This window comes from Variovorax paradoxus (assembly GCF_009498455.1).
Classification (GTDB): Bacteria; Pseudomonadota; Gammaproteobacteria; order Burkholderiales; family Burkholderiaceae_C; genus Variovorax; species Variovorax paradoxus_H.
Genome location: NZ_CP045644.1, coordinates 1715377 through 1737938, shown reverse-complemented (window position 1 = coordinate 1737938; position 22562 = coordinate 1715377). Strand labels below are relative to the sequence as shown.

Here is a 22562-nt window from a genome sequence, read left to right as displayed (position 1 = left end):
CTAAAGGTCCCGGAGGCGGTTCGCCAGCTCGACCGCCGACTTCACTTCCATCTTCTCGAACACGCGCGCGCGGTGGACCTCCACCGTGCGCACGCTGATCGCGAGCTGGTCGGCGATGAGCTTGTTCGGCAGGCCTTCGACCACGAGCCGCATCACGTCGCGCTCACGGTCGGTCAGTTCGGCGATGCGGTCGGCCAGGCCGCGGCGCACGCGCTGCACTTCGAGGGCGCGCTGCGACATGCCCAGCGCCTGCTCGATGCGGTCGACCAGCGCGTTGTCCGAGAACGGCTTCTCGCAGAAATCGAAAGCCCCGCGCTTGACCGCCTCGACGGCGGTCGGCACGTCGGCATGGCCGGTCAGGAAGATCACCGGCATCTCGGCCAGCAGGCCGCGTTCGGCCAGCCGGTCGAACAGCACCAACCCACTCATCCCGGGCATGCGCACGTCCAGCAGCAGGCAGCGCGGCTGATCGGGCAGCGGCGCCTCGTTCAGGTACTGCTCGAAAGCCTCGGCGCTGCCGAAGTGTTCGCTGGCGAGGCGGCGCGAACGCAGCAGCCAGGCCAGCGCCTCGCGCACGCTGGCGTCGTCGTCCACGATAAAGATCAAGCCATCGATCAGCGGTTGCATGCCATGAGTCCAGCGGAACAGAAAACGAAGAAGAAAAAGGCGGCTATCCCGCAGCAGGAAGCGTAAAGCGGAAGACAGTGCCACGCGGGCGGTTGGGCTCGAACATCAGCGCGCCGCCATGTTGCTCCACCACGGTGCGACACAGGCTCAGGCCCAGGCCCATGCCGTCGGCACGGGTGGTGAAGAAGGGCGTGAACAGGCGCGCCGCCACGTCGTCGCTGATGCCGCAGCCCAGGTCGGCCACGGAGAACTCGAGCCAGCGGCGGCCGTCGGCCGGCACGGTGGCGCCCACGGGCAGGGCGCGCGCCACGCGCAGCTTCAACAGGCGGTTGCCGGTGTTGTCGGGGGCGTCCATCGCCTGCATGGCGTTGCGCGCGAGGTTCAGCAGCACCTGCTCGACCAGCGTGCGGTCGCACACCACGGCGGGCAGGCGCTCTTCGAAGACGATCTCGATCGACACGTCGAGCTTGCGCGCCTGCAGCCGTACCAGCGGCAGCACGGCATCGATGAGGGCCTGCGGCGCCACGGCCTCGCGCATGCGGTCGCGCCGGCGCACGAAGTCGTGCACGCTGCGAATGACCTGGCCCGCGCGGTCGGCCTGCTCGGCGATGCGCTTCACGGCCATGGCCACCTCGGCCTGCTCGCCCTTCACTTCGGGCCCGAGCAGGTTGAGCGAGCCGGTGGCGTAGCTGGCAATGGCGGCCAGCGGCTGCGTGAGCTCGTGGCTCAGCAGCGAGGCCATTTCGCCCACGGTGGCCAGGCGCGCGCTGGCCTGCAGTCGCTCCTGGCTGGCGCGCGAGATCTCTTCGACGCGGCGCTGCTCGCTCACGTCGATGAAGGCGCTCATCCAGCCGGTCTGCACCTTGTGCGCGTTGATCAGCGGCGCCTCGAAGATGAGCACCGGAAAGCGCGTGCCATCTTTGCGCATGAAGACCGACTCGAAGCCCTCGCGCGGCGGCAGGCCGCCCGCGAAGCGGCGCGTCTGGCGCAGGTGGTATTCGTGCGCCAGCTCGGTCGGCCAGTATGGCGCCTCGACGCTGTCGGCCATGAGTTCTTCGGGCGTGAAGCCGACCATCTCGCAGAAGGCCGGGTTGACGTAGGTGATGCGGCCCTGCAGGTCGCGCGCGCGCAGGCCGGTGATGACCGAGTCTTCCATCGCCTTGCGAAAGGCCAGTGCGTCGGCCAGGTCGCGCTCGGCGCGCAGGCGGCGGCGGGTGTCGCGCGCCAGCAGCACGAGCACCGACACGAGCGCGATCGAGATCGCCGTGACCAGCGCCGTGAGCATGTTGGGGAACAGGTCGGGCGCGGCGCGCCAGCCGTCCACGCGCAGCATGAGCGAGGCGCCCGGCAGGTCGATGCGCTGCTGCGCGGTGAACACGCGCGTGCCGATGCGCCGCGAGGTGCCCAGCGCCACCAGCCGCGTGCCGTCGGCCTCGGTGAAGGCGACCTCCTGGCCGCGCGTGAGCGTGGGACCGACCAGTTCGACCAGCGTGTCGCGCAGCGAATAGCTCGCCACCAGGTAGTCGCCGCCGTCCATCGGCAGGCACAGCTCCATCACCTCGACGCCACCGCCGCCGGCCACGGGCACGTAGTGGCTGGGCGAGTAGGCGGGCGCGCCGGCCTTGCGCGCGGTGGCGCAGGCCAGCGCCACGTCGGACTGCGCGGGGCCGCGGTTGCTCTCCTCGAGGATGCGCATGCGGTAGGGCGTGTTGACGGCCTCGATGGGCCGCAGCTCGGCATCGCGCCATTCGAGCCGCAGCCATTCGCGGTGCTCGCGCAACTGCGCCGCCGCGCGGTCGGCCCAGTGCGTGCGTTCCATGCCCGGCGCGAGCGTGGCGCGCAGGCTCTGGGCGTTGCGCTGCAGGCCGCTGCGCAGGTCGACGACGGCATCGGCGGTGTCGCGCTCGAGCGCGGCCTGCACCTGCTCGACCTCGTGCCGGCCGGCCAGCCACACGACGGTGACCAGCAGCGCCGACACCAGCACCGCCAGCAGCAGCCACAGAAACCAGCGCTTCCACAGCGAGCGCAGGCGCGCGAAGGCGACGACCCATCCCCGGCGCTGCGGCTGCTGTTGCGGCGGCGGCGGTGCGGGAAGGTCGAGCGCCTCGTCGGCCATCGTCAGGCGAGCACGCGGTGCGACAGCGCGGGCAACTGGGCACGCGTGCGCTCGACCTGGCGGGCGTCGAGGTCGAACAGCACCACGCCCTCTTCGACGGCCTGCTGCGCCACCACCGTGCCCCAGGGGTCGATGACCAGCGACTGGCCCCAGGTCTGGCGGCCGTTCTCGTGCGAGCCGCCCTGCGCGGGCGCGACCACCCAGGCCAGGTTCTCGATGGCGCGGGCGCGCAGCAGCACCTCCCAGTGCGCGGCGCCGGTCGTGCGCGTGAACGCGCTGGGCACCAGCAGCAGGTCGGCGCCCTGCCCCGCCAGCGCGCGGTACAGCTCGGGAAAGCGCAGGTCGTAGCAGACGCTCATGCCCACGCGCCAGCTGTGGCCGTCGCGCGACGGCAGGTCGAACACCACGGGTTGCGCGCCCGGCGCGATGACGCGGCGCTCGTCGTAGCGCTCGGTGCCGTTGTCGAAGAAGAACAGGTGGATCTTGTCGTAGCGCGCCACGCACTTGCCTTCGGGCGAGAAGGCCAGCGAGCTGTTGAAGACGTGGTCGGCGTCGTCGCTCTCGATGGGCAGCGTGCCGCCGACGATCCACAGGCCGAACTCGCGCGCGGCATCGGCCAGGAAGCCCTGCACGGTGCCCGCGCCGGCGGTCTCGCGCAGGCCGAGCTTGTCGGTGTCGCGCGCGCCCATCATGCAGAAATACTCGGGCAGCACCGCGAGCTCGGCACCGTCGCGCGCCGCCTGCCCGAGCAGGGCGTGGGCCCGCACGAGGTTGGCTTCGCGGGTGATGGCGGACACCATCTGGATGGCTGCGACTTTCATTGCGTGGTCTCCGTTTTCCTGCCGTCGCCGGCCGCGGGTGCGCCCGACGTGCCCGGCAGGCCGGGCAGCTGCAGCGAGCGCGGCACCTTGGCGATCTTCGGATCGGCCCAGGTGCCTTCGATGTGGAACTCCTGCGTGGCGGCGGCCGCGAGCGGCTTGCTCAGCACCCACTGCGCGAGGAAGGTGCCCAGGCCGATGGCCGGGTTGATGGCCGTGGCCACCAGCGCGGCGGTGCCGGCGTTGATTTCGGGCACCACCACCACGCGCAGGTTCTGCGTCTCGCGCACGATGTCGGCCGAGCCGTCCATGAGCGCGGCGGCGTTGACGCCCTTCATCTGCAGGTTGTTGGTGCTGGCGATGCCCTTGTTGATCCTGGCGTCGCCGCGGATGAAGTCGAAGGCGAAGCCCTGGCTGAACACGTCGCGGAAGTCGAGCGTGAGTCGGCGCGGCAGCGCCTGCAGGCTCAGCACGCCCAGCAGCTTGGCCAGGCCCGGATCGGCCTTGAGGAACTGGCCCTGCTCCACGTCGACCTGCAACTGGCCGCCCAGGCTCGGGTAGTCGAGCGAGAACGGCGAGCCGCGCCAGTTGACCTCGCCCTCGAGCCGCCCCTTGCCGCGCCGCAGGACGCCCGGCATGCCGAAGCGCGTGAGCAGGTCGCCGGCGTCGGCAATGTCGAGCTTGAAGTTCATGGCCGTGGTGCGGCGCTGGCCGGCGCTTGCGCCGCCGCCCGCCGGCGCCGCCCAGGTGCCCTTGGCGGTGAAGGTGGCTTCGGGCACGCTGAAGGCGAGCTTGTTGAGCAGCCACTCGCGCCCGCCGCGGTTGACGGCGTCGATCTCGGCGCGGCCCAGGCGCTTGCCCAGCAGCTCGAAGTCGTCGACCACGATGTCCAGCGCCGGCAAGGTGCCGGGTTGCTCGTCGAGCAAGGTCTCGACCTGCGTGGCCTCGGTCGGCGCGATCTTCAGGCGCGCCAGCCGCGCATAGAGCCGGCCGTCCTGGCTGTGGCTGTACTCGGCGTAGCCGCTCAATTCGCTGGCGTCGACGTTGGCGCGCCACAGCGCGCCTTCGCGCGTGCCGCCGAGCACCACGTTGTGCAGGGTGCGCCCCGCGATGCCCAGCTGCTGCGCGCGCACCGCGATGCGCGTGGGCAGGTAGGCCAGGTCGGGATCGTCGGCGCGCTCGCCGCCGGCAGCGGCCGCGGCGCTGGTGCCCACCAGCGTCTGCCAGGCGCCCATGTCGAGCTTGGCGACGTTGACGTTGGCGAACACGCCGCGGTCGGGCGGCAGCGCCGTCTCGCCCGGTGCCAGTCCGATGCCGATGCCGCCGCGCAGCACGCGCGCCTCGCCCGTGGCCGAGAGTTCGCGCACGTACTGCACCGCGCCGACGCGGCCGAGTTCGAGCGTCAGCTGGTCTTGCGTGGCGACGTGGCGGGCGTCGCGCATGAGCACCTTCTTTTCGATGCGCAGCGGCATCTGTTCTTCGGCGGTCTTGACCAGCGGCGTGGGCAGGTTCAGCGCCAGCCCCTGCAGGCTGCTGGTGAGGGAGAACTCGGGCGTGTCGTCGCGCATCGAGAAGGTGGCGGCATACGGCGCGCTGCCGGTGGCCTGCCTGGCCAGCCGCGCGAGCCAGTCGACCTCGCGCGCGCCGCGCAGGCCCTCGGCGCTGACCGTGCCCTGCGCCTTCAGCGCCAGTTCGCGCTGCGGCCCGCTGAAGCGGCCCTTGCCTTCGACGCGCACATCACCGCCCAGCAGGCGGGCCTGCACGCCGGCCAGAGAGAAGCCGGTGTCGGTGAAGCTGAGCGTGCCGCGCGCCTGCGTGAACGGCGGGGCCTCGGGCACCAGCTGCAGCTCGTTGTCGGCCAACGTCACGGTGGCCTGCACCTTGGTGTTGTCGACGTTGTCCAGCGGCAGGTCGAGGTGCAGCTTGTAGTCGGCCGAACCGGTGGCGCGCGCGCGCTGCAGGAAAGGCCCGGCCTCGCCGGCCAGCGGCGCGCCCGCGCGCAGCACTTCGCCCAGCGGGCCCTTGGCCTGCGCGTCGACGCGCAGCAGCGCGGCGTGGTGCGACATGTCGGCGATCTGCGCCTCGGCCTTCGTGACCTCGACGCCGGGCGCGCCCGCGATGCGCCCGCGCGCGTTGCGCACCAGCATGCCCGCGCGCTCGAAGACCAGCTCGCCCGACACGCCCGTGAGCGCCGGCCACACGGGCGGCGGCGCGGCGGGCGGGCCGGTGCGCGACGCTGGGGTTGTGGTGGCGGCCGTGGCCGCGGCGAGCGATGGCGGCACGTAGGCGTAGTGCACGTCCGACACCTTGGCCGCGATGCGGAACTCGCCCTGCTTGGGGTCCATGAAGGGCATGTCGTACAGGTCGCCGCGCACGCGGAAATCGACCGTGCTGGCCGTGCCCTTGACGACCGACTCGCGCACGTAGTCGCGCGTGTGCTGCGGAATGTCCAGCGGCAGGTAGCGGAACACGCGGGTGCCGTCGGCGCGCGTGAGCTTGCCTTGCAGGTCGAGCACGCCGGGGTGCTGCGCGCGGCTGCTCGAGGTGACCGGATCGCTGGTGCGCCAGTGGGCCTCTGCCTCGCCTTCGGCGTCGGCGTTGGCGAAGCGCAGCTTCGACACCTGCACCTGCATGGCGCCGTTGTCGAGCTTCCACTGCAGCTGGGTCGAGAGCCGGTCGATGGGGATCACCGGGTCTTCGAACACGCCGGGGAATTCGAGCGTGCCCTTGGCCATGGCCAGCATGGCGGTGCCGCCGGTGTGGCTGGCGTCGAAGTCGAGCGTGGCGCCGCTGAGGCCGGGCGTGCCGGGGTGCACGCGGGGCGGCGTGGTGGCGGCGCCCGCCGGTGGCGGCGTACTCGACGCGACCGGTGCGGCCGGGGCCGGCTGCGACGCCACGCGCAACCCGCTGATCCGGCCCTTGGCCTGGTAGCGCGCGATCGCGTCGGGCGCGCCCTGCCAGTTCATGTCGATGCGCTCGACCAGGCCGCGCGGCGCATAGGCGCCCAGCACGCGGTGCGTGGCCTCGCCCAGCGGCAGGCGGTCGGCGATGAGGGCCAGCGCCGCGAGGTCGAGCCGGTCGGCCTTCAGCGCGCCGTGCTCGGGCGTGCGGCCCTTGGCCGGCGTGTGCTGCAGCCACAGGTTGCCGCCGGGCCAGCGCAGGCCGTCGACGGTGTCGAACTGCAGCGCGGTGGTCGAGAACTCGAAGGTCTCGGCGTTCAGCTGCCCCGCCAGCCGGCCGGTGACGGCGCGCAGCACCAGCGGCTCCAGCCCCTTGCCGAGCGAGGCGTCGATGCGGTTCAGTCCGAGGTCGGCGGCGCCGCCGACGATGCGTCCGTCGTTCACGTCGGCCCACAGGCGCAGCGCGCCGTTGCCTTCGCGGATGCGCGCATCGAGCGAGACGTACTGGCCCAGACGGGTGACGTCGATGTAGGGCAGGTTGGCATAGAGCTGGCCGTCCCAGGTCTGCCAGTGGCCGCTGCGGATCGACAGCAGCGGCTGGCGGAACTGGCCGCGCAGCGTGAAACGCTCGCCCCAGCCGGCCGGCGGCGTGGCGTCCAGCCGCAGGCCGTGGCGGCGCGAGCCGTTGCGGGACACGAAGCGCACGTCGGTCAGCAGCAGGGGTTCGGCGCGGCGCTGCTCGTCGGTCCAGCGCACGGTGCCGCCTTCGATGACGAACTCGCGCTGCGCGAAAAACCAGTCGGCGGCGCGGGTCTCTCCGGTGGTGTCGGTCTCCATGTGCAATCCAGCCACATGGAGTTTTCCCTGAGTGTCGCGACGCACGTCGAGCTGCGGGCCCTCGATGTAGAGCTGCTCGAAATTCAGGCGCCACAGCGAGCGCGGCGACACGCTCGCCACCACCCGCACGAGGCGAAGGGCCTCGCGTTTGTCTGCGTCCTGCAGCACCACGTCGCGCAATTCGAAGGCCGGAAATAGCCCTTCGGAACGGGCGGTGATGGCGCCGATGCGCACCGGGACACCGATGGCCTTGCTAGCCTGCGCCTCGAGTGCACCGCGAAAATCGCCGATTCGCGGCACAATCCACGCGTGCAGGACCACGACTGACAGCGCCAGCAGAAGCCACGCAGCGAAGAGCAGACCCAATAGCCAGCGCGCTGTCACAGCGGTGATTTGGAGCAGACGTGAAGGGGAAGACGCCGTGTCGTTCATTGAGGGTCGCGCTGTGTCGGGAATTATGACCGCCAGCCTAGAGCCGGGTTCCGCGCCAACCCACACCAGTGTGAATCAGTTGCCATCCAATCCGACGCTTTCCGCGTTTTCTTCCAAGTCCCGATTCGTCCAGCGACTGCGTCGCCGCTATGCGGCCGAGCTCGATCTGCTGCCGCCCGGCGAGCCCCGGCGCGAATCGATGACCGTCGCCTACGACGAACTGCGCACGCGCGGCGTGGCCGTGGGCGATGCGTTGCGCATCGTGCGCCAGCTCGTCATGGAACGCCTGGTCACACTCGATTGCGACCAGCAGGCCCCGCTCGCCGTGGTGACCACGGCCGTGACCGAGCTGGCCGAACTGGCGCTCGACATCGCCTGCCAGGACGCCTGCCACGAACTCGACGCCCAGCACGGCGCGCCGCTCGGCCCCGAAGGCCAGCGCTCGCAGCTGTGGGTGATCGGCATGGGCAAGCTTGGCGCGCGCGAGCTCAATGTGTCGAGCGACATCGACCTCATCTACCTGTACGACGTCGACGGCGACACGGCCGGCGATGCCGACGGGCGCGGCAAGCTGTCGAACCAGGAGTACTTTGCGCGCGCCGTGAAGCGCATCTATGCGCTGGTGGGCGACGTGACCGAGCACGGCTTCGTGTTCCGCGTCGACCTGGCGCTGCGGCCCAACGGCAACTCGGGGCCCAGCGTGGTCTCGCTCGATGCGCTCGAAGAATATTTCCAGGTGCAGGGCCGCGAGTGGGAGCGCTTTGCCTGGATGAAGAGCCGCGTGGTCGCGCCGCGCGAGGTGGTGCTCGGCGGCCAGGCGCAGGCGCTGCGCACCGTGGTGCTGCCCTTCGTGTTCCGCCGCTACCTCGACTACAGCGTGTTCGACTCGCTGCGCATCCTGCACCGCCAGATCCGCGAGCAGTCGGCGCGCCGCAGCGCCGGACGCCCCGAGCGCGCCAACGACGTGAAGCTCTCGCGCGGCGGCATCCGCGAAATCGAATTCACCGTGCAGCTGCTGCAGGTGGTGCGCGGCGGCCAGTTCCCCGAGCTGCGCACGCGCCCCACGCTCGACGCGCTGCAACGGCTGGCGCGCGCCAACCTCATGCCGCAGGACACGGCCGACACGCTGGCCGCGGCCTACGAGTTCCTGCGCCGCGTGGAGCACCGCATCCAGTACCTGGACGACCAGCAGACCCACGTGCTGCCGGTCAACGACGACGACCTGCGCTGGATCGCGCAGTCGATGGGCTATGCCGACTGCTGCCCCTTCCTTGAACAGCTCGACACGCACCGCGAGTTCGTTGCGCAGGAATTCGACAAGCTGCTGGGCGGCGAAAAGCCCTGCAACGGCAAGTGCAACGGCAAGAAATCGGCCGCGCCCGCCGACCTGGCCGACCTGCTCGACGACCTGCCGCCCGTGTTTGCCGAGCGCATCCGCGACTGGTGCGAAACGCCGCGCGTGCTCGCCCTGCGCGAAGAAACCCGGGGCCGCCTGCGCCAACTGGTGCAACGCACCGGCCAGTGGCTGAAGGAGCCCGACGGCGACGGCGCAGGACAAACGCCGCGCCACGTCGACGCCGCGATGCGCTGGGCCGACTGGATCGAGCCGCTGATGCGCCGCGAGAGCTATTTGGCGCTGCTGGTCGAACGCCCCGCCGTGCAGGAGCGCCTGCTGCGCCTGCTGGGCGCCGCGAAATGGCCGGCACGCTATTTGATGCAGCACCCCGGCGTGATCGACGAACTCGCAAGCGACGAGATGCTCTCGGGCCGCTTCATCGCCGACGAATTCGAGCGTGAACTCGAAGCGCGCCACACCTCGCTCACGCGCACCGGCGAAGCCGACGAAGAGCGCCTGCTGAACCTGCTGCGCCACGCCCACCACGCCGAAGTGTTCCGCACGCTGGCGCGCGACGTGGACGGCCGCATCACCGTCGAGCAGGTGGCCGACGACCTGAGTGCGCTGGCCGACACCACGCTGCGTGTGACCGCGCGCTGGTGCTGGCCGCATGTGCGCAACCGGCACCGCGAGGTGCCGCAGTTCGCGATCATCGGCTACGGCAAATTGGGCGGCAAAGAGCTGGGCTACGGCAGCGACCTGGACATCGTGTTCGTCTACGACGACGACGACGAGCGCGCCGGCGAGGTCTATGCGGCCTACGTGCGCAAGCTCATCAACTGGCTCACGGTGAAAACGCGCGAGGGCGACCTGTTCGAGATCGACACCGCGCTGCGGCCCAACGGCAACTCGGGCCTGCTCACCACCAGCTTCGAGGCCTACGAAAAGTACCAGCTCGGGCGCGGCAGCAACACCGCATGGACCTGGGAGCACCAGGCCATGACGCGCGCGCGCTTCGTGCTCGGCAGCGCCGACCACGGCGCCGAACTGGGCGCGCGTTTCGACCAGGTGCGCGAGGCCGTGATGGTGGCCCCGCGCGACCGCGAGTCGCTGAAGGCCGAGATCATCGGCATGCGCAACAAGCTGCGCGGCGCCCGCCCCGTGAAGGCCGACCGCTTCGACGTGAAGCACAGCCCCGGCGGCATGGTCGATGCCGAGTTCGCGGTGCAGTTCCTGGTGCTGTCGGCCTCGGGCGCGCACCCCGAGCTGATTCCCAACCTGGGCAACATCGCGCTGCTGCTGCGCGCCGAACAGGCCGGCCTGCTGCCCGAAGGCGTGGGCCGCGACGCGGCCAAGGCCTACCGCGAGCTGCGCCGCGTGCAGCACCGCGCACGCCTGAACGAAGAGCCGACACAGGTCACGCCGCCCGCCCTGAGCGCCGAGCGCGACGCCATGCTGGCGCTGTGGAAGGCGGTCTTTGGCTGACGGCACGCTCGCTTCCCGCGCGCTGACGGCCTGCGCCCTGGCCGCCGCGCTCGTGCTGGCCGGCTGCGCCAGCGGACCGCGAAGCAGCGGTGGCGGCGTCGCCAGCGGCCGCGACGGCCCCGGCAGCAACATCCCCTCGGACCTCGACCGCGTGCCCGACGCCGAGCCCCGCATCGAGGCCATCCGCAGCAGCGGCGGCACCAGCAAGCCCTACACGGTGCTGGGCCGCGGCTACCAGCCGATCACCGACGACCGGCCGTTCCGCGAATCGGGCATCGCCTCGTGGTACGGCCGCAAGTTCCACGCAGCCTCGACCGCCAGCGGCGAGCCCTACGACATGTACGCCATGACGGCCGCGCACAAGACGCTGCCGCTGCCGAGCTACGTGCGCGTGCGCAACCCGGCCAACGGGCGCGAAGTGATCGTGCGCGTGAACGACCGCGGCCCCTTCGTGGACGGCCGCGTGATCGACCTGAGCTACACGGCGGCGCTGAAGCTGGACCTGCTGCGCGGCGTGGCGCCGGTGGAGATCGAGCGCATCACCAATGAAGACATCCGCACCGGCGCCTGGCGCCGCGACGCGGGCACGGCCTATGCGGCGGCGCCTGCGCGAGCGCCAGCGCCCGCACCCGTTCGGGTGGCGGCGGCACCGGTGGCCGTGCCATCGGCCTGGGTCGCGCCGGTCGCGATGACGGCCGCTGCCGCGCCTGCAGCGACGATGCCCGTGACACCGCAGACGCCCGTGATGGCTGCTGCGCCGTCGGAGCCCGAGGCACCGGCCGGCCCGCGCGAAGCGATGGTGGTGACCGACCTCGCGCCGCTGGCCCCGCTCGCGGCGCCCGCGGCACCGTCGACGCTTTCTTCATCCGCCGCTTCCGGCTTCTGGGTCCAACTCGGCGCGTTTCGCGAACGCGACGGCGCCGAGAGCCTGAGAAACCAGGCCGCACGCGGACTGCCCACGCTGGCACCGCAGCTGCGCGTGTTCAGCGAAGCCGGCACGCACCGCCTGCAGGCCGGCCCGTTCCCGTCGCGCAATGCGGCGGGCGAGGCCGTCACGCAGCTGCGCGACAGCCTGCGCATCGCACCGATGGTGGTGGAGCGGCGCTGAAGCTCAGGGCATCGCCTTGGCCACGACCTGCGAACGCAGGCCCACGCCGAGGCGGTTCCAAGCATTGATCTGCGCCACGGCGAGCGAAAGCTCGACGATTTCCTGGTCGCTGAACACGGCCTTCAGGGCTTCGTACTCGGCATCGCGATCGGCGTGGTGGTCGGCCAGGCGCGTGAGCGTTTCGGCCCAGTCAAGCGCCGCACGCTCGCGTTCGTTGAAGAGGCTCACCTCGCGCCAGGTGGCAAGGCTGTTGATGCGCTGCCAGTCTTCGCCCTGTACGCGCAGGTCGCGCACGTGCATGTCGAGACAGTAAGCGCAGCCGTTGATCTGCGACACGCGCGCAAAGACGAGGTCGATCAGCACCTTGCCGAGCGTGCTCGACTCGAAGCTGCCGTTGACGGCGATCATGGCCTGGAAGGACTTCGGGGCGAACTTGGTCCAGGCGAGACGGAGGGCGGGGGCTTGGCTCATGAGATGTACTCCAGGGTGGTTGAAGGAAGAAAAGCGAAATCTGCTTGCTACACCCTGAAGACGCGCCAGCCATCGGCCCTGTGACAGGCCGCGCGCATTATTTTTTCAGTCGCCCCGCTTCGCGGCGAACAGCTGCGCGATGCGCGCCAGCTTGTCGGGGTTGCGCTGGGCACGGATGCGCACGATGCGCTCGCCCTCGATCTCGAAGGTCTGGGCCGACTCGAGTTCGCCGTCGAGAAAGCGCAGCATGCCGGGCTCGCCGTTAAGTTCGACCAGTTCCATGCGCACGCCGGCGCCCATGCGGCGCCAGAGCGAGTAGTACAGCTGCGCCAGCCGCTGGCTGCCGCGCAGGATCTTGCTGAAGGTCTGCACCTTGCCGCCGCCGTCGCCGATGAGTTCCACGTCTTCGGCCATCAGCAGCTTCAGGTCCTGCATGCTGCCGCGCGCGGCGGCGTCGGCAAAGGCGCGCAGCAGCCGCTGGTGGGTGTCGCGCGACACCTGGAAGCGCGGACGGGCCTCCTGCACCTGCGCCTTGGCGCGGTGCACCAACTGGCGGCAGGCGGCCTCGCTCTTGCCGAGGGTCTGGGCGATCTCGTCGTAGTCGGCGTCGAACACTTCGCGCATGAGAAAGGCGGCGCGCGCCTCGGGCGCGAGGCGCTCGAGCACGGCCAGGAAGGCGACGGAGATGTTGTCGACGCGCTCGAGCGTTTCCTCGGGCGTGTCGGGCGACCCGGTGAGCGTGGGCTCGGGCATCCACGGGCCGATGTAGTGCTCGCGCTGGACCTTGGCGCTGCGCAGCCGGTCGATCGACAGGCGCGTGACGACGGTCACGAGCCAGGCTTCGGCGCTGTCGAAACTGGCCTTGTCGGCCTCGTGCCAGCGCAGCCAGGCGTCCTGCACCACCTCTTCCGCCTCGGCCACGGAGCCGAGCATGCGGTAGGCGATGCCCTGGAGGCGGCGGCGGTGGCTGTCGAAGGTGAGGGTCGGGTCGTCCATGCCCGATTAGACGTTTGACGCCAGCGCGCTGTGACAGCCCGCGGCCAAAAAAAATCGCCCCGGCATGCGGGGCGATTTCATCGAAGTCTGGGGGCGGCTCAGGCGCCCTGGTATTCGGGCTTGGGGCCCAGCGTGGCCGAGACTTCCTTGCGGTAGCGGTTGAGTTCCTGCACGGTCTTGAAGCTGCGGTTCATCAACAGGCTCAGGTTGTGCAGGATGCGCTCGCCGACCTTGGTTTCCCAGACGGCGTCGAACTTGATCTGCTTGTCCAGCCAGTGCTCGAGCCAGTCGGGGTCGGGCATGCGGCTCTGGATGGTGTCGTTCGGGAACAGCGCCTTGTTCACGTGCAGGTTGGTCGGGTGCAGCGCCTGGGCGGTGCGGCGCGCGCTGGCCATGAGCACGCCGACCTTGGTGAAGGCGGCGCGGGCCTCGTCGCCGAACTTTTCCATGGCGCGCTTCATGTAGCGCAGGTAGGCGCCGCCGTGGCGGGCTTCGTCCTGGCTCAGCGTGGTGTAGATGTGCTTGATGACCGGCTCGGTGTGCCACTGGGCGGCGCGGCGGTACCAGTGGTTGAGGCGGATCTCGCCGCAGAAGTGCAGCATGAGGGTTTCGAGCGGGGGCGCCGGGTCGAAGTCGAAGCGCACCTCGTGCAGTTCCTGCTCGGTGGGCGCGTGCTGCGGGCTGAAGCGCTTCAGGTACTCCATGAGCACCAGCGAGTGCTTCTGCTCTTCGAAGAACCAGATCGACATGAACGCCGAAAAGTCACTGTCGTGCCGGTTGTCGCGCAGGAACATCTCGGTGGCCGGCAACGCCGACCACTCGGTGATGGCATTCATCTTGATGGTCTGGGCCTGCTCTTCGGTCAGCAAGGAAGCGTCGAACGACTGCCAGGGGATGTCCTTGTCCATGTCCCAGCGGACGGATTCGAGTTGTCTGAAGAGTTCCGGGTAGAGCATCAAAGTCTTTCAATGGCCGCCGATTTTAATCGGGCCGTTTGGCGCGCCCGTGACAGACGCGCGATGATGTGCTTACGCGCGCGCTTGCGCCATAGATTCACACCCCCCTTTTTCGATCCAGGAGCCCGTCATGCGAACCCCTGCCCGATTCTCGACGCTGCGACGTGGCGCCACGGCCTTTTCCCTCGTGGCGGGCCTGTCCGCCGCCCTGTCGGCGGGTGCCCAGACGGCGCCTGCCGCCCCTGCCGCGCCCGCGGTGGGTAGCGCCGCCGGGTGCCCGGCGATCCTGCAGCACAGCTTCCCGCGGCTGCAGGACGAAAAACCCCAGAACCTTTGCCAGTACGCCGGCAAAGTGGTCCTGGTGGTCAACACGGCCAGCTTTTGCGGCTTCACCCCGCAGTACAAGGGGCTGGAGGCGCTGGACATGAAGTACCGCGCCCGCGGCCTGGTGGTGCTGGGCTTCCCGTCGAACGATTTCTCGCAGGAATCGGGTTCCAACAAGGAAATCGCCGACTTCTGCGAAAGCACCTTCGGCGTGAAATTCCCGATGTTCGCCAAGTCGGCCGTGCGCGGCACCGACGCCAACCCGCTGTTCAAGCAGCTGGCGCAGGCCTCGGGCACGACGCCGAAGTGGAACTTCTACAAGTACCTCATCGGGCGCGACGGCAAGGTGGTGCAGGCTTGGTCGAGCATGACGGCGCCGGACGAAACCGGCTTTGTGAACGTCATCGAGAAACAGCTCGGGCCGAATCAGGACAAGGCGGGCGATTGACGCATGCACCGGGCTGCAGCGATACGCGACGCAGCCCCTGCAATGTGAACTTTGAGTCACAAACGTTTACCACTCGACCGGGAACCGGGCACCGGAGCCGCGCTCATACTTGAGCGTGGGCGGCAAATGCCCACATGTTTTCATGTTGCGAGGTCTTCCGGGCGCCTGCCGTCCGGTTGAAATCCCGAGGCGATTCTTCTCCTCCTCCCTCCCTCCCTCCTTCGTGTCGGGGCGCCTCGCAGCATTTTTGTCTTCCCGCCGCAAGCGGGGCCCGCGATGACGCAGCGCCCCGCCGACCTTCCGGCACGTGGTGGCCCGAACGGCCCATGAAAAAAGCGCCTCAAGGGGCGCTTTGTCGTTTCAGGGCTGGGTGTCGATGAAGCTCGGCCGCAGCATGAGCTTGTCGTACAGCCGGGCCAGGTTGGCGTGTTCGCCGCGCCAGTCGATCTCGGGAAAACGCAGCCCCAGCCAGCCCAGCGCACAGCCGACCGCGATGTCCGACAGGCTCAGGTGGATGCCGCTGCAGAAGGGCTTGTCGCCCAGGCCCTTGGCCATGGCGGCCACGCCGGCCTCGACCTTGACGCGCTGGCGCTCGATCCAGGCGGCGCTGCGCTCGCCGTCGGCGCGGCCGGTCCAGGTGGCTTCGAGGCGCCAGAGCACGCCGGCGTCCATGACGCCGTCGGCCAGCGCTTCCCAGGTCTTGACCTCGGCGCGTTCGCGACTTTGCTGCGGAATGAGCTTGCCCACGGGCGACAGGGTGTCGATGTACTCGACGATGACGCGCGAGTCGAACATCGCCTCGCCGCCTTCCATGATCAGGCACGGCACCTTGCCCAGCGGGTTCGAATGGGCGATCGTGGTGTCGGCGGACCAGACGTCTTCGATCACGAACTGGTAGTCGAGCCGCTTTTCGGCCAGCACCACGCGCACCTTGCGCACATAAGGGCTGGCGGCGGATCCGATCAGTTTCATGAAGGCTCTCTCCCCATATCGTTTGTTAACGTTTGTTCGCAGGCATTTTAGGTGAAGGGAAAAAGTCGCCGCCCCAATTCCCCCGCGGCGCGACCCGCCGGGGGCCGCCTAAAATTCGGGCATGAGCTTTTCCACCGTCTCCGCCCTCTCCCCCCTTGACGGCCGCTATGCGGCCAAACTCGCGGCCTTGCGCCCGCTGATGAGCGAACAGGGCTATATGCACCGTCGCGTGCAGGTGGAGGTGGCCTGGTTCATTGCGCTGTCCGACTGCGGCTTTGCCGAGTTCAAGCCCCTCACGGGCGGCGCGCGCAAGTACCTGATGGGGCTGGTGTCGCACTTTTCCGAGGCCGACGCACTGGCCATCAAGGACATCGAGAAGACCACCAACCACGACGTGAAGGCCGTCGAATACTGGATCAAGTCGAAGTTCGAAGCCCGGCCGGAGCTGCTGGCCGCCGCCGAATTCGTGCACTTCGCCTGCACCAGCGAAGACATCAACAACACCAGCCACGCCCTGCAGATCCAGGCCGCGCGCGACACCGTGGTGCTGCCGGCCATCGACGGCCTGATCGCCAAGCTGCGCGAAATGGCGCACCAGTTCGCCGACGTGTCGATGCTCTCGCGCACGCACGGCCAAACCGCCAGCCCGACCACCGTCGGCAAGGAAATCGCCAACGTGGCGGTGCGCCTGACCAAGGCCCGCGCGCAAATCGCCGCCGTGCAGTTGCTCGGCAAGATGAACGGCGCCGTCGGCAACTACAACGCGCACCTGGCCGCCTGGCCCGAGTTCGACTGGGAAGCCTTCAGCCGCAAGGTTGTCGAGACGCCCGCGCCGCTGGGCCTGGGCCTGAGCTTCCAGCCGTACAGCATCCAGATCGAGCCGCACGACTACATGGCCGAGCTGTTCGATGCCGTGGCGCGCGTCAACACGATCCTGGTCGACTTCTCGCGCGACATCTGGGGCTACGTGAGCCTGGGCTACTTCAAGCAGCGCCTGAAGAAGGGCGAAATCGGCTCGTCGACCATGCCGCACAAGGTCAACCCGATCGACTTCGAGAACGCCGAGGGCAACCTGGGCCTGGCCAATGCGGTGCTGCGCCACCTGAGCGAGAAGCTGCCCATCAGCCGCTGGCAGCGCGACCTGACCGACAGCACGGTGCTGCGCAACATCGGCGTGGCCTTCGGCTACGCCACGCTGGCCTACGCCAGCCTGGCCACGGGGCTGGGCAAGCTGGAGCTCAACGAAGAAGCGCTGGCCGACGACCTCGACGCCTCGTGGGAAGTGCTGGCCGAGCCGATCCAGACCGTGATGCGCCGCTTCGGCGTGCAGGGCGCCTACGAGCAGCTCAAGGAAGTCACGCGCGGCAAGACCGTGACGGCCGAGGCGCTGCACGGACTGATCCGCTCGCTGGAGATTCCGGAAGAGGAAAAGGCCCGCCTCCTGGCCATGACGCCCGCCAGCTACACCGGCAAGGCGGCCGAGCTGGCAAAGCGCGTCTGATGGCCCTCAAGTCCACTATCTTCAAGGCCACCCTCGCCGTTGCCGACATCGACCACGGCTACTACGCCGACCATGCGCTGACCCTGGCGCGCCACCCCAGCGAGACCGACGAGCGGATGATGATCCGGCTGGTGGCGCTGGCGCTCAACGCGCACCAGCTGCAGGACATCTGCAACGGCGACGGCACGCTGGCCTTCGGCGCGGGGCTGTCCAACGTCGAGGAGCCCGACGTGTGGCTGCGCGACTTCACGGGCCAGACCAAGATCTGGATCGAGGTCGGCCAGCCGGAAGACAAGCCCGTCATCAAGGCCTGCGGCAAGGCGGACGAGGTGATCGTCTACTGCTTCAACCACGCGGCCGAAATCTGGTGGCGCGGCATCGAGAACAAGCTCACGCGGCCGCAGAACCTCAAGGTCTACCGCGTGCCGACCGAGGCCTCGCAGGCGCTCGCCAAGCTGGCGCAGCGCAGTATGCAGTTGCAGGCAACGATCCAGGAAAGCACGCTGACGCTGGGCGACGGCGTGAACAGCATCGACGTCGAGCTTCTGCGCTGGAAGTGAACCCGCGCAGCTAGGCGGCCGGCATCATCTCGCCGCACTGCCAGCACTGCTCGAAACCGCCTTCGACCTGCTCGCCGCACACGCACCGCCAGCTGCGCTGCGGGCGGTTCTGCAGTTCGTGCAGCAAGCGCTTCGCGAGCTCGTACTGCGATTCGTCGTCGATCCAGATCTCGGGCAGGCACTGGTCGGGCGGCAGCTGGCCCATGACCGCGCCGAGGAATTCGCGCTGCACGGTGGCGGCCACGCCCTCCTCGCGCAAGGCGTGCGCCCACACGGTCGCGATCGCGAGGTTGGGCGCTTGCGCGAGGCGGCGCATGGTCAGGGCGCCCAGTTTTTGTCGTTGTCGGGATCGAACTCGGGCTCAGCCTCGGCCGGCTGCTGCGCCGGCTCGGCTTCGCGCGCGCGCTCGGCGTAGCGGTTGAATCGCCAGGCCGAGTCTTCCATGGTGATGCGGCGCCAGGTGACACGCTTCTCGACCGGCGTCATCGCCGGCCAGTACTGCACCTCGTCGAAGCTGCGCCCGCAGCCCTTGCACTCGTCGTCGCCCTGGCTCGTCGAGCAGATCGCGATGCAGGGCGTGTCGGGCGTGCTGTGGTACCAGTCAAGCCAGGCAGCCCAGGCCTTGGCGGGAAAGCCGACCTCGTCGACTTCGTCTTCGTGGTGGAAGACCATGAGCGCGTAGACCTCGGCCAGCGCGCGCAGTTCGGGCGCCAGCGTGATGCCGTCAGGCGAGGGAGACTTCTCGCGCCAGTGGTTGATGGCGGCCTCGATGTCGGTGATGTGGATGGCGGCCATGAAGAGTGAAAAAACAGCGAGCGGCGATCATAGTCCCGCAATGTCCCGCGCCTTTTTAGGGGCATGGACGCTACGAAAAGTAGAGCGTGCTTTGCCCAGTGCATGCGGGCTGCAGAAGAATCGCTTTCAAATGTGAAGAAAACTTTTGGTTGCCTCGGCCCTGTCTTCAATGCTCTAATCCCGCCCACGAAGGGGAGTAGCTCCCGATCGCTGCCCCCGGGCAGCGTGAATCGTCAGGTCGTCAATACGAAGCACAACACTTCCGGCCTGGCGGGCGACACACGCGCCGACGCCCGTCGGCGCGCCTGCTGTCGTCGAGCGAGACCTTCGATTTGAACCTGCGCAGGTTTGGTCGAAGCGTTCGCAAGTCCCCGGTGTCACCCGGCCTTCGCATCCCCGCTCTCGACCGCACCCGCGCAGGGTGAATCGAAACGCATCGGCATGCCGCTGCCCGTCGTGGTCCCCTCCAGGGAGCTGCGGGCGCGCTGCCAAGACAATGAGGACTCTATGGAACAGTTCATGACCCCGGAATTCTGGGTCGCGGTCGGTCAGATCATCATGATCGACATTCTTCTGGGCGGCGACAACGCTGTCGTCATCGCGCTGGCATGCCGCAAGCTGCCGCCCGCGCAACGCACCCAGGGCATCCTGTGGGGTACCGCCGGCGCCATCGTGCTGCGCGTGATCCTGATCTTCTTCGCGCTCACGCTGCTCGCGATTCCGTTCCTGAAGCTGGTGGGCGCGATCCTGCTGCTGTGGATCGGCGTGAAACTGCTGGCCCCCGACCATGACGACGCGCACGGCAACATCACCGGCAGCGACAAGCTCTGGGGTGCCGTGAAGACCGTGATCATTGCCGACCTGGTGATGAGCGTGGACAACGTGATCGCCATCGCCGGTGCCGCACAAGGCGCGGGCGAAGGCCACCAGATGCCGCTGGTGATCTTCGGTCTGCTCGTGAGCATCCCGATCATCGTCTGGGGCAGCCAGCTGGTCATCAAGCTGATGGACCGCTTCCCGATGATCATCACGCTGGGCGGCATGCTGCTGGGCTGGATCGCCGGCACGATGGCCGTGTCCGACCCGGCACTGGCGAACCCGACCAACTGGACCTGGGTGCCGAAGGTGCCGCAGACCGACACCATCAAGTACGCCGCCGGCGTCTTCGGTGCGCTGCTGGTGCTGGCGATCGGCAAGTGGGTGGCCTCGCGCAAGCCGGCCCCCGCCACCCCGGCCCACTGAGCGTTCATCGGTCGATAAACGCCCCGCACTGAAACTTCTTGCATCAATCCGGTCTCTGTCACTCTAACTATCAAAGGAGAGCACCCATGGAAAAGATCATTCTTTACGTCGACGACGCCGTCTATGCCAGCGAGCAGTTCGCAGAACTGGCGCCGGATGCGGACAACGTCGTGGCGCGCCATTGGGTGCTCGTGGCCTGCGCACCGCGCATGACACACCGGATCAGCAAGTGGGTGAGCCACAGCGCGCGCGAGAACTGGCGCGCCAAGTGGTTCAGCAAGGTGCAGGCGCAGATGCTGCCGCTGCTCGAACGCAACGGCGGCCAGGTGACGGCGGTGCTGGCCAAGGGCCCGCTGACCGACCTGACACAGCAGCTCAAGCGCGAGCACGCGGCCACCCACGTGGTCGATGCGCGCCGCCCGAAGATCGGCGTCGACCTGGAGCCGGTCACACCCGACCAGACCCCGCCCAAGCAATCGGGCTGGGCCTTTCCCGGCGCCGTGATGGGCATGGGCGCACTGCTGGTGCTGGCGAACGAGCTGGCCGAGTAAGAGCCCCGGGCCATACGCCCGTCGAACCGACACACGCCCCGCTGCGGCAACGCAGCGGGGCGTGTTTTTTTTGTGCGGGCCCGTGGGGTATCCTGCGGCGCATGCGCATCCTCCTCAAATGGCTGCTCAGCGCCGTCGCGCTGCTCGCGGTCGCCTACCTCTACAGCGGCGTCCAGGTCCAGAGCTTCGGTTCGGCGCTGCTCGCGGCGGCCGTGATCGGCCTGCTCAACATGGTCGTGCGGCCGGTGCTGGTGATCCTCACGCTGCCGGTCACCATCGTCACGCTCGGGCTGTTCCTGTTCGTGATCAACGCCCTGCTGTTCTGGGCCGCCTCGGGCCTGCTCGGCGGCTTCCACGTGAGCGGCTTCTTTGCGGCGCTGGTGGGCTCGCTGATCTACTCGCTGCTCGGGCTGCTCATCGAGAGCGCGCTGGGCGGGCTGCTGTCGTCACGGCGCTGAGCGCCGGCGGCACCGCCCTCTTCCCCTTCATCATCACTTCAGCGGCGGCTCCTCGGCCTGCTGCTTGACCAGCACGTCGACGGCGCGCGCGCGCGTGTCGACGATCGACGCCTCGTAGTGGTCGATGGGCCCGCCCGACTTGCGGATCAGTTCTTGCGCCGCCTTGAAGCGGTCGCGCGCCGCCGGATAGTCGAGGATCGCCACGTTGGCCTCGGCGTCGGCACGGACCGCGCGCAGCGTGTCGTTCTGCGCACCGTACAGGTTGGCCAGCGTGCGCCAGACCGTGGCGTCGCGCGGATGGACGGCCACCCAATCGCGCAGCACGGGCACCATCGGCGCGGGCTGGCGCTGGGCGATCGCGGCTTCGGCCGCGAGGATCATCTCGGGCCGCTCCTTCGACTTGGCGTCGAGCAACGCCGCAGCGCGAGGCGCGCCGCCGGCCGCGAGTTCGATCTCGGCCTGCAGCCAGCGCGCCTGCTTGGCCGCGGCCGCGTCGTCGGCCGTTCGGGTCACGAGCCGTTCGGCCAGCGCACGCGCCGCCTTGAAATCGCGCAGCTCCTTGGCCCCCATCGCCGCCGCGTAGAGCGTGCCCGCCTGCTGGGCCGGTGAACTGCCCGCGAACTCGCCGCTCGACGCCGCGTTGACCCACAGCCGCAGCACGTCGACGCCCGGGCGCGTCAGCACGCGGGCGCGCGAGGCGACCATGGCGTGGTCCATTGCCAGCGGCACCACCGACGGTGCGGCATCGGCGCGGAACTGAAAGCGGCCCTGCATGTCCGAGATGCGCTCGGTCGTCAGCGGATGGCTGCGCAGGTAGGGGTACGAGCCGTTGTCGTTCAGGCGCGAGGCGTACTGCAGCTTCTCGAACATCGCCGCGGCGCCCTGCGGCGCAAAGCCCGCCTGCGTCATCACGCCGAAGCCGATGCGGTCGGCCTCGCGCTCCATGTCGCGCGAAAAACTCAGCTGGTTCTGCATGAACAGCGCCTGGCTGCCCATGATCACCGCCTGGCCGGCGTCGGAGTTGCGGCTCTTGCTGGCCGCGATCATCCCGAGGATCAGGCCCGCGATCATCAAGGGCATCTGCTTGCCCTGCTTGCTCATGATGCGCGAGATGTGGCGCTGCGTGACGTGCGACAGCTCGTGCCCGAGCACCGTCGCCAGCTCGTCGCGGCTGCCGACCGCGGCCAGCAGCCCCAGGTTCAGCCCGAGGTAGCCGCCCGGCAGCGCGAAGGCGTTGATGTTGCGGTCGCGCCCCAGCAGGATCGTCCAGGCGAAGCGCTCGTCGAGTTCGGGCGTGAGCTCGCCGCGCGCGCGTGCGGCCTCCAGCAAGCGCTGCCAGATGTCCTGCACGTAGGCGGCGATCACCGGGTCGTCGATGTAGTCGGTGTCGCGGTACAGCTCTCGCACGATCTGGTCGCCAAGACGGCGCTCGGCACTCGCCGTCATCTCGCCACCGTCGCCGAGGCCCGGCAGGATCTGCTGCACCTGCGCCAGCGCGGGGGCCGGCAGCAGCACCTGGGAAGCTATCAAAAAGGTAGCACACACCGCATGCCGGAAGGGCGTCGGGCGGGTTTTCTTGGGGGAAGAAGGAGTCAAGCGCGGCATTCCTCGTCTGTGGCTCGGGCTCGT

Annotated in this window: 19 protein-coding genes; 8 read left to right on the top strand and 11 right to left on the bottom strand. The window is 69.0% G+C overall.

Annotated elements, in window-relative coordinates; translation table 11 throughout:
- Genes GFK26_RS07855 through GFK26_RS07840 form a run of 4 tightly spaced genes read right to left on the bottom strand, consistent with a single transcriptional unit; the run spans window position 1 to window position 7730 of the window.
- Window positions 1-627: a response regulator transcription factor gene (locus tag GFK26_RS07855; RefSeq protein ID WP_153281507.1), complete on the bottom strand. Its 627-nt coding sequence runs from the start codon at window positions 625-627 to the stop codon at window positions 1-3.
- Between the two features lie 43 nt (window positions 628-670).
- Window positions 671-2743 carry a two-component system sensor histidine kinase NtrB gene (locus GFK26_RS07850; protein ID WP_153281506.1) on the bottom strand — a complete coding sequence of 691 codons (2073 nt, stop codon included), beginning with the start codon at window positions 2741-2743 and terminating at the stop codon, window positions 671-673.
- 2 nt (window positions 2744-2745) lie between these two features.
- Complete coding sequence (locus GFK26_RS07845) at window positions 2746-3564, bottom strand: carbon-nitrogen hydrolase family protein (protein WP_153281505.1); 819 nt, start codon at window positions 3562-3564, stop codon at window positions 2746-2748.
- Complete coding sequence (locus tag GFK26_RS07840) at window positions 3561-7730, bottom strand: YhdP family protein (protein ID WP_153281504.1); 4170 nt, start codon at window positions 7728-7730, stop codon at window positions 3561-3563. The genes GFK26_RS07845 and GFK26_RS07840 overlap by 4 nt, the downstream gene beginning before the upstream one ends.
- Window positions 7731-7755: 25 nt before the next feature.
- Here GFK26_RS07840 and glnE point away from each other — a divergent pair, with 25 nt between their 5' ends.
- Entirely contained in the window at window positions 7756-10551 is a 2796-nt protein-coding gene (gene glnE / locus GFK26_RS07835; protein ID WP_153281503.1) for a bifunctional [glutamate--ammonia ligase]-adenylyl-L-tyrosine phosphorylase/[glutamate--ammonia-ligase] adenylyltransferase, read from the top strand.
- Window positions 10544-11659 (top strand): septal ring lytic transglycosylase RlpA family protein, encoded by a 1116-nt coding sequence (locus tag GFK26_RS07830; protein WP_153281502.1) that lies wholly within the window; start codon window positions 10544-10546, stop codon window positions 11657-11659. The genes glnE and GFK26_RS07830 overlap by 8 nt, the downstream gene beginning before the upstream one ends.
- 3 nt (window positions 11660-11662) lie before the next feature.
- Here GFK26_RS07830 and GFK26_RS07825 read toward each other — a convergent pair whose 3' ends face one another.
- From GFK26_RS07825 to GFK26_RS07815, 3 genes are all read right to left on the bottom strand, one after another.
- Complete coding sequence (locus GFK26_RS07825; protein WP_153281501.1) at window positions 11663-12130, bottom strand: carboxymuconolactone decarboxylase family protein; 468 nt, start codon at window positions 12128-12130, stop codon at window positions 11663-11665.
- 105 nt (window positions 12131-12235) lie between these two features.
- Window positions 12236-13126, bottom strand: a complete 891-nt coding sequence (locus GFK26_RS07820) for an RNA polymerase sigma-70 factor (protein WP_153281500.1) — start codon at window positions 13124-13126, stop codon at window positions 12236-12238.
- 98 nt (window positions 13127-13224) lie between these two features.
- Window positions 13225-14082 (bottom strand): ferritin, encoded by an 858-nt coding sequence (locus GFK26_RS07815; RefSeq protein ID WP_095747294.1) that lies wholly within the window; start codon window positions 14080-14082, stop codon window positions 13225-13227.
- A 130-nt stretch (window positions 14083-14212) separates the two neighbouring features.
- Here GFK26_RS07815 and GFK26_RS07810 point away from each other — a divergent pair, with 130 nt between their 5' ends.
- Window positions 14213-14854, top strand: a complete 642-nt coding sequence (locus tag GFK26_RS07810) for a glutathione peroxidase (RefSeq protein WP_153281499.1) — start codon at window positions 14213-14215, stop codon at window positions 14852-14854.
- Window positions 14855-15214: 360 nt separating this feature from the next.
- On the opposite strand, the gene GFK26_RS07805 is transcribed toward GFK26_RS07810, so the two are convergent.
- Window positions 15215-15826, bottom strand: a complete 612-nt coding sequence (locus tag GFK26_RS07805) for a glutathione S-transferase N-terminal domain-containing protein (RefSeq protein ID WP_153281498.1) — start codon at window positions 15824-15826, stop codon at window positions 15215-15217.
- 121 nt (window positions 15827-15947) lie between these two features.
- Between GFK26_RS07805 and purB the strand changes: the two genes are divergently transcribed.
- Complete coding sequence (gene purB / locus GFK26_RS07800; protein WP_153281497.1) at window positions 15948-17327, top strand: adenylosuccinate lyase; 1380 nt, start codon at window positions 15948-15950, stop codon at window positions 17325-17327.
- Window positions 17327-17887, top strand: a complete 561-nt coding sequence (locus GFK26_RS07795) for a YaeQ family protein (protein ID WP_153281496.1) — start codon at window positions 17327-17329, stop codon at window positions 17885-17887. Before purB ends, GFK26_RS07795 begins: the two co-directional genes overlap by 1 nt.
- Window positions 17888-17897: 10 nt before the next feature.
- On the opposite strand, the gene GFK26_RS07790 is transcribed toward GFK26_RS07795, so the two are convergent.
- Together GFK26_RS07790 and GFK26_RS07785 are read right to left on the bottom strand one after the other, a co-directional pair.
- Window positions 17898-18203, bottom strand: coding sequence for a putative signal transducing protein (locus GFK26_RS07790; protein ID WP_101490818.1), 306 nt, complete (start codon window positions 18201-18203; stop codon window positions 17898-17900).
- A 2-nt stretch (window positions 18204-18205) separates the two neighbouring features.
- Window positions 18206-18682, bottom strand: a complete 477-nt coding sequence (locus GFK26_RS07785; RefSeq protein ID WP_153281495.1) for a DUF3717 domain-containing protein — start codon at window positions 18680-18682, stop codon at window positions 18206-18208.
- Window positions 18683-19189: 507 nt separating this feature from the next.
- Here GFK26_RS07785 and GFK26_RS07780 point away from each other — a divergent pair.
- The 3 genes from GFK26_RS07780 (at window position 19190) to GFK26_RS07770 (ending at window position 20933) form a co-directional block, all read left to right on the top strand.
- On the top strand, window positions 19190-19924 hold the full coding sequence (locus GFK26_RS07780) for a TerC family protein (RefSeq protein WP_153281494.1): 735 nt from the start codon (window positions 19190-19192) through the stop codon (window positions 19922-19924).
- Between the two features lie 86 nt (window positions 19925-20010).
- Entirely contained in the window at window positions 20011-20475 is a 465-nt protein-coding gene (locus GFK26_RS07775) for a hypothetical protein (RefSeq protein ID WP_062475284.1), read from the top strand.
- A gap of 101 nt (window positions 20476-20576) precedes the next feature.
- Window positions 20577-20933: a phage holin family protein gene (locus tag GFK26_RS07770; RefSeq protein WP_101490814.1), complete on the top strand. Its 357-nt coding sequence runs from the start codon at window positions 20577-20579 to the stop codon at window positions 20931-20933.
- Window positions 20934-20966: 33 nt separating this feature from the next.
- Here the strand turns inward: GFK26_RS07770 and GFK26_RS07765 are convergent, their stop codons facing one another.
- The gene (locus GFK26_RS07765; RefSeq protein ID WP_153281493.1) at window positions 20967-22538 is read right to left on the bottom strand and encodes a M48 family metalloprotease; all 1572 of its coding nucleotides are present in this window, start codon (window positions 22536-22538) and stop codon (window positions 20967-20969) included.
- Window positions 22539-22562: the final 24 nt, after the last annotated feature.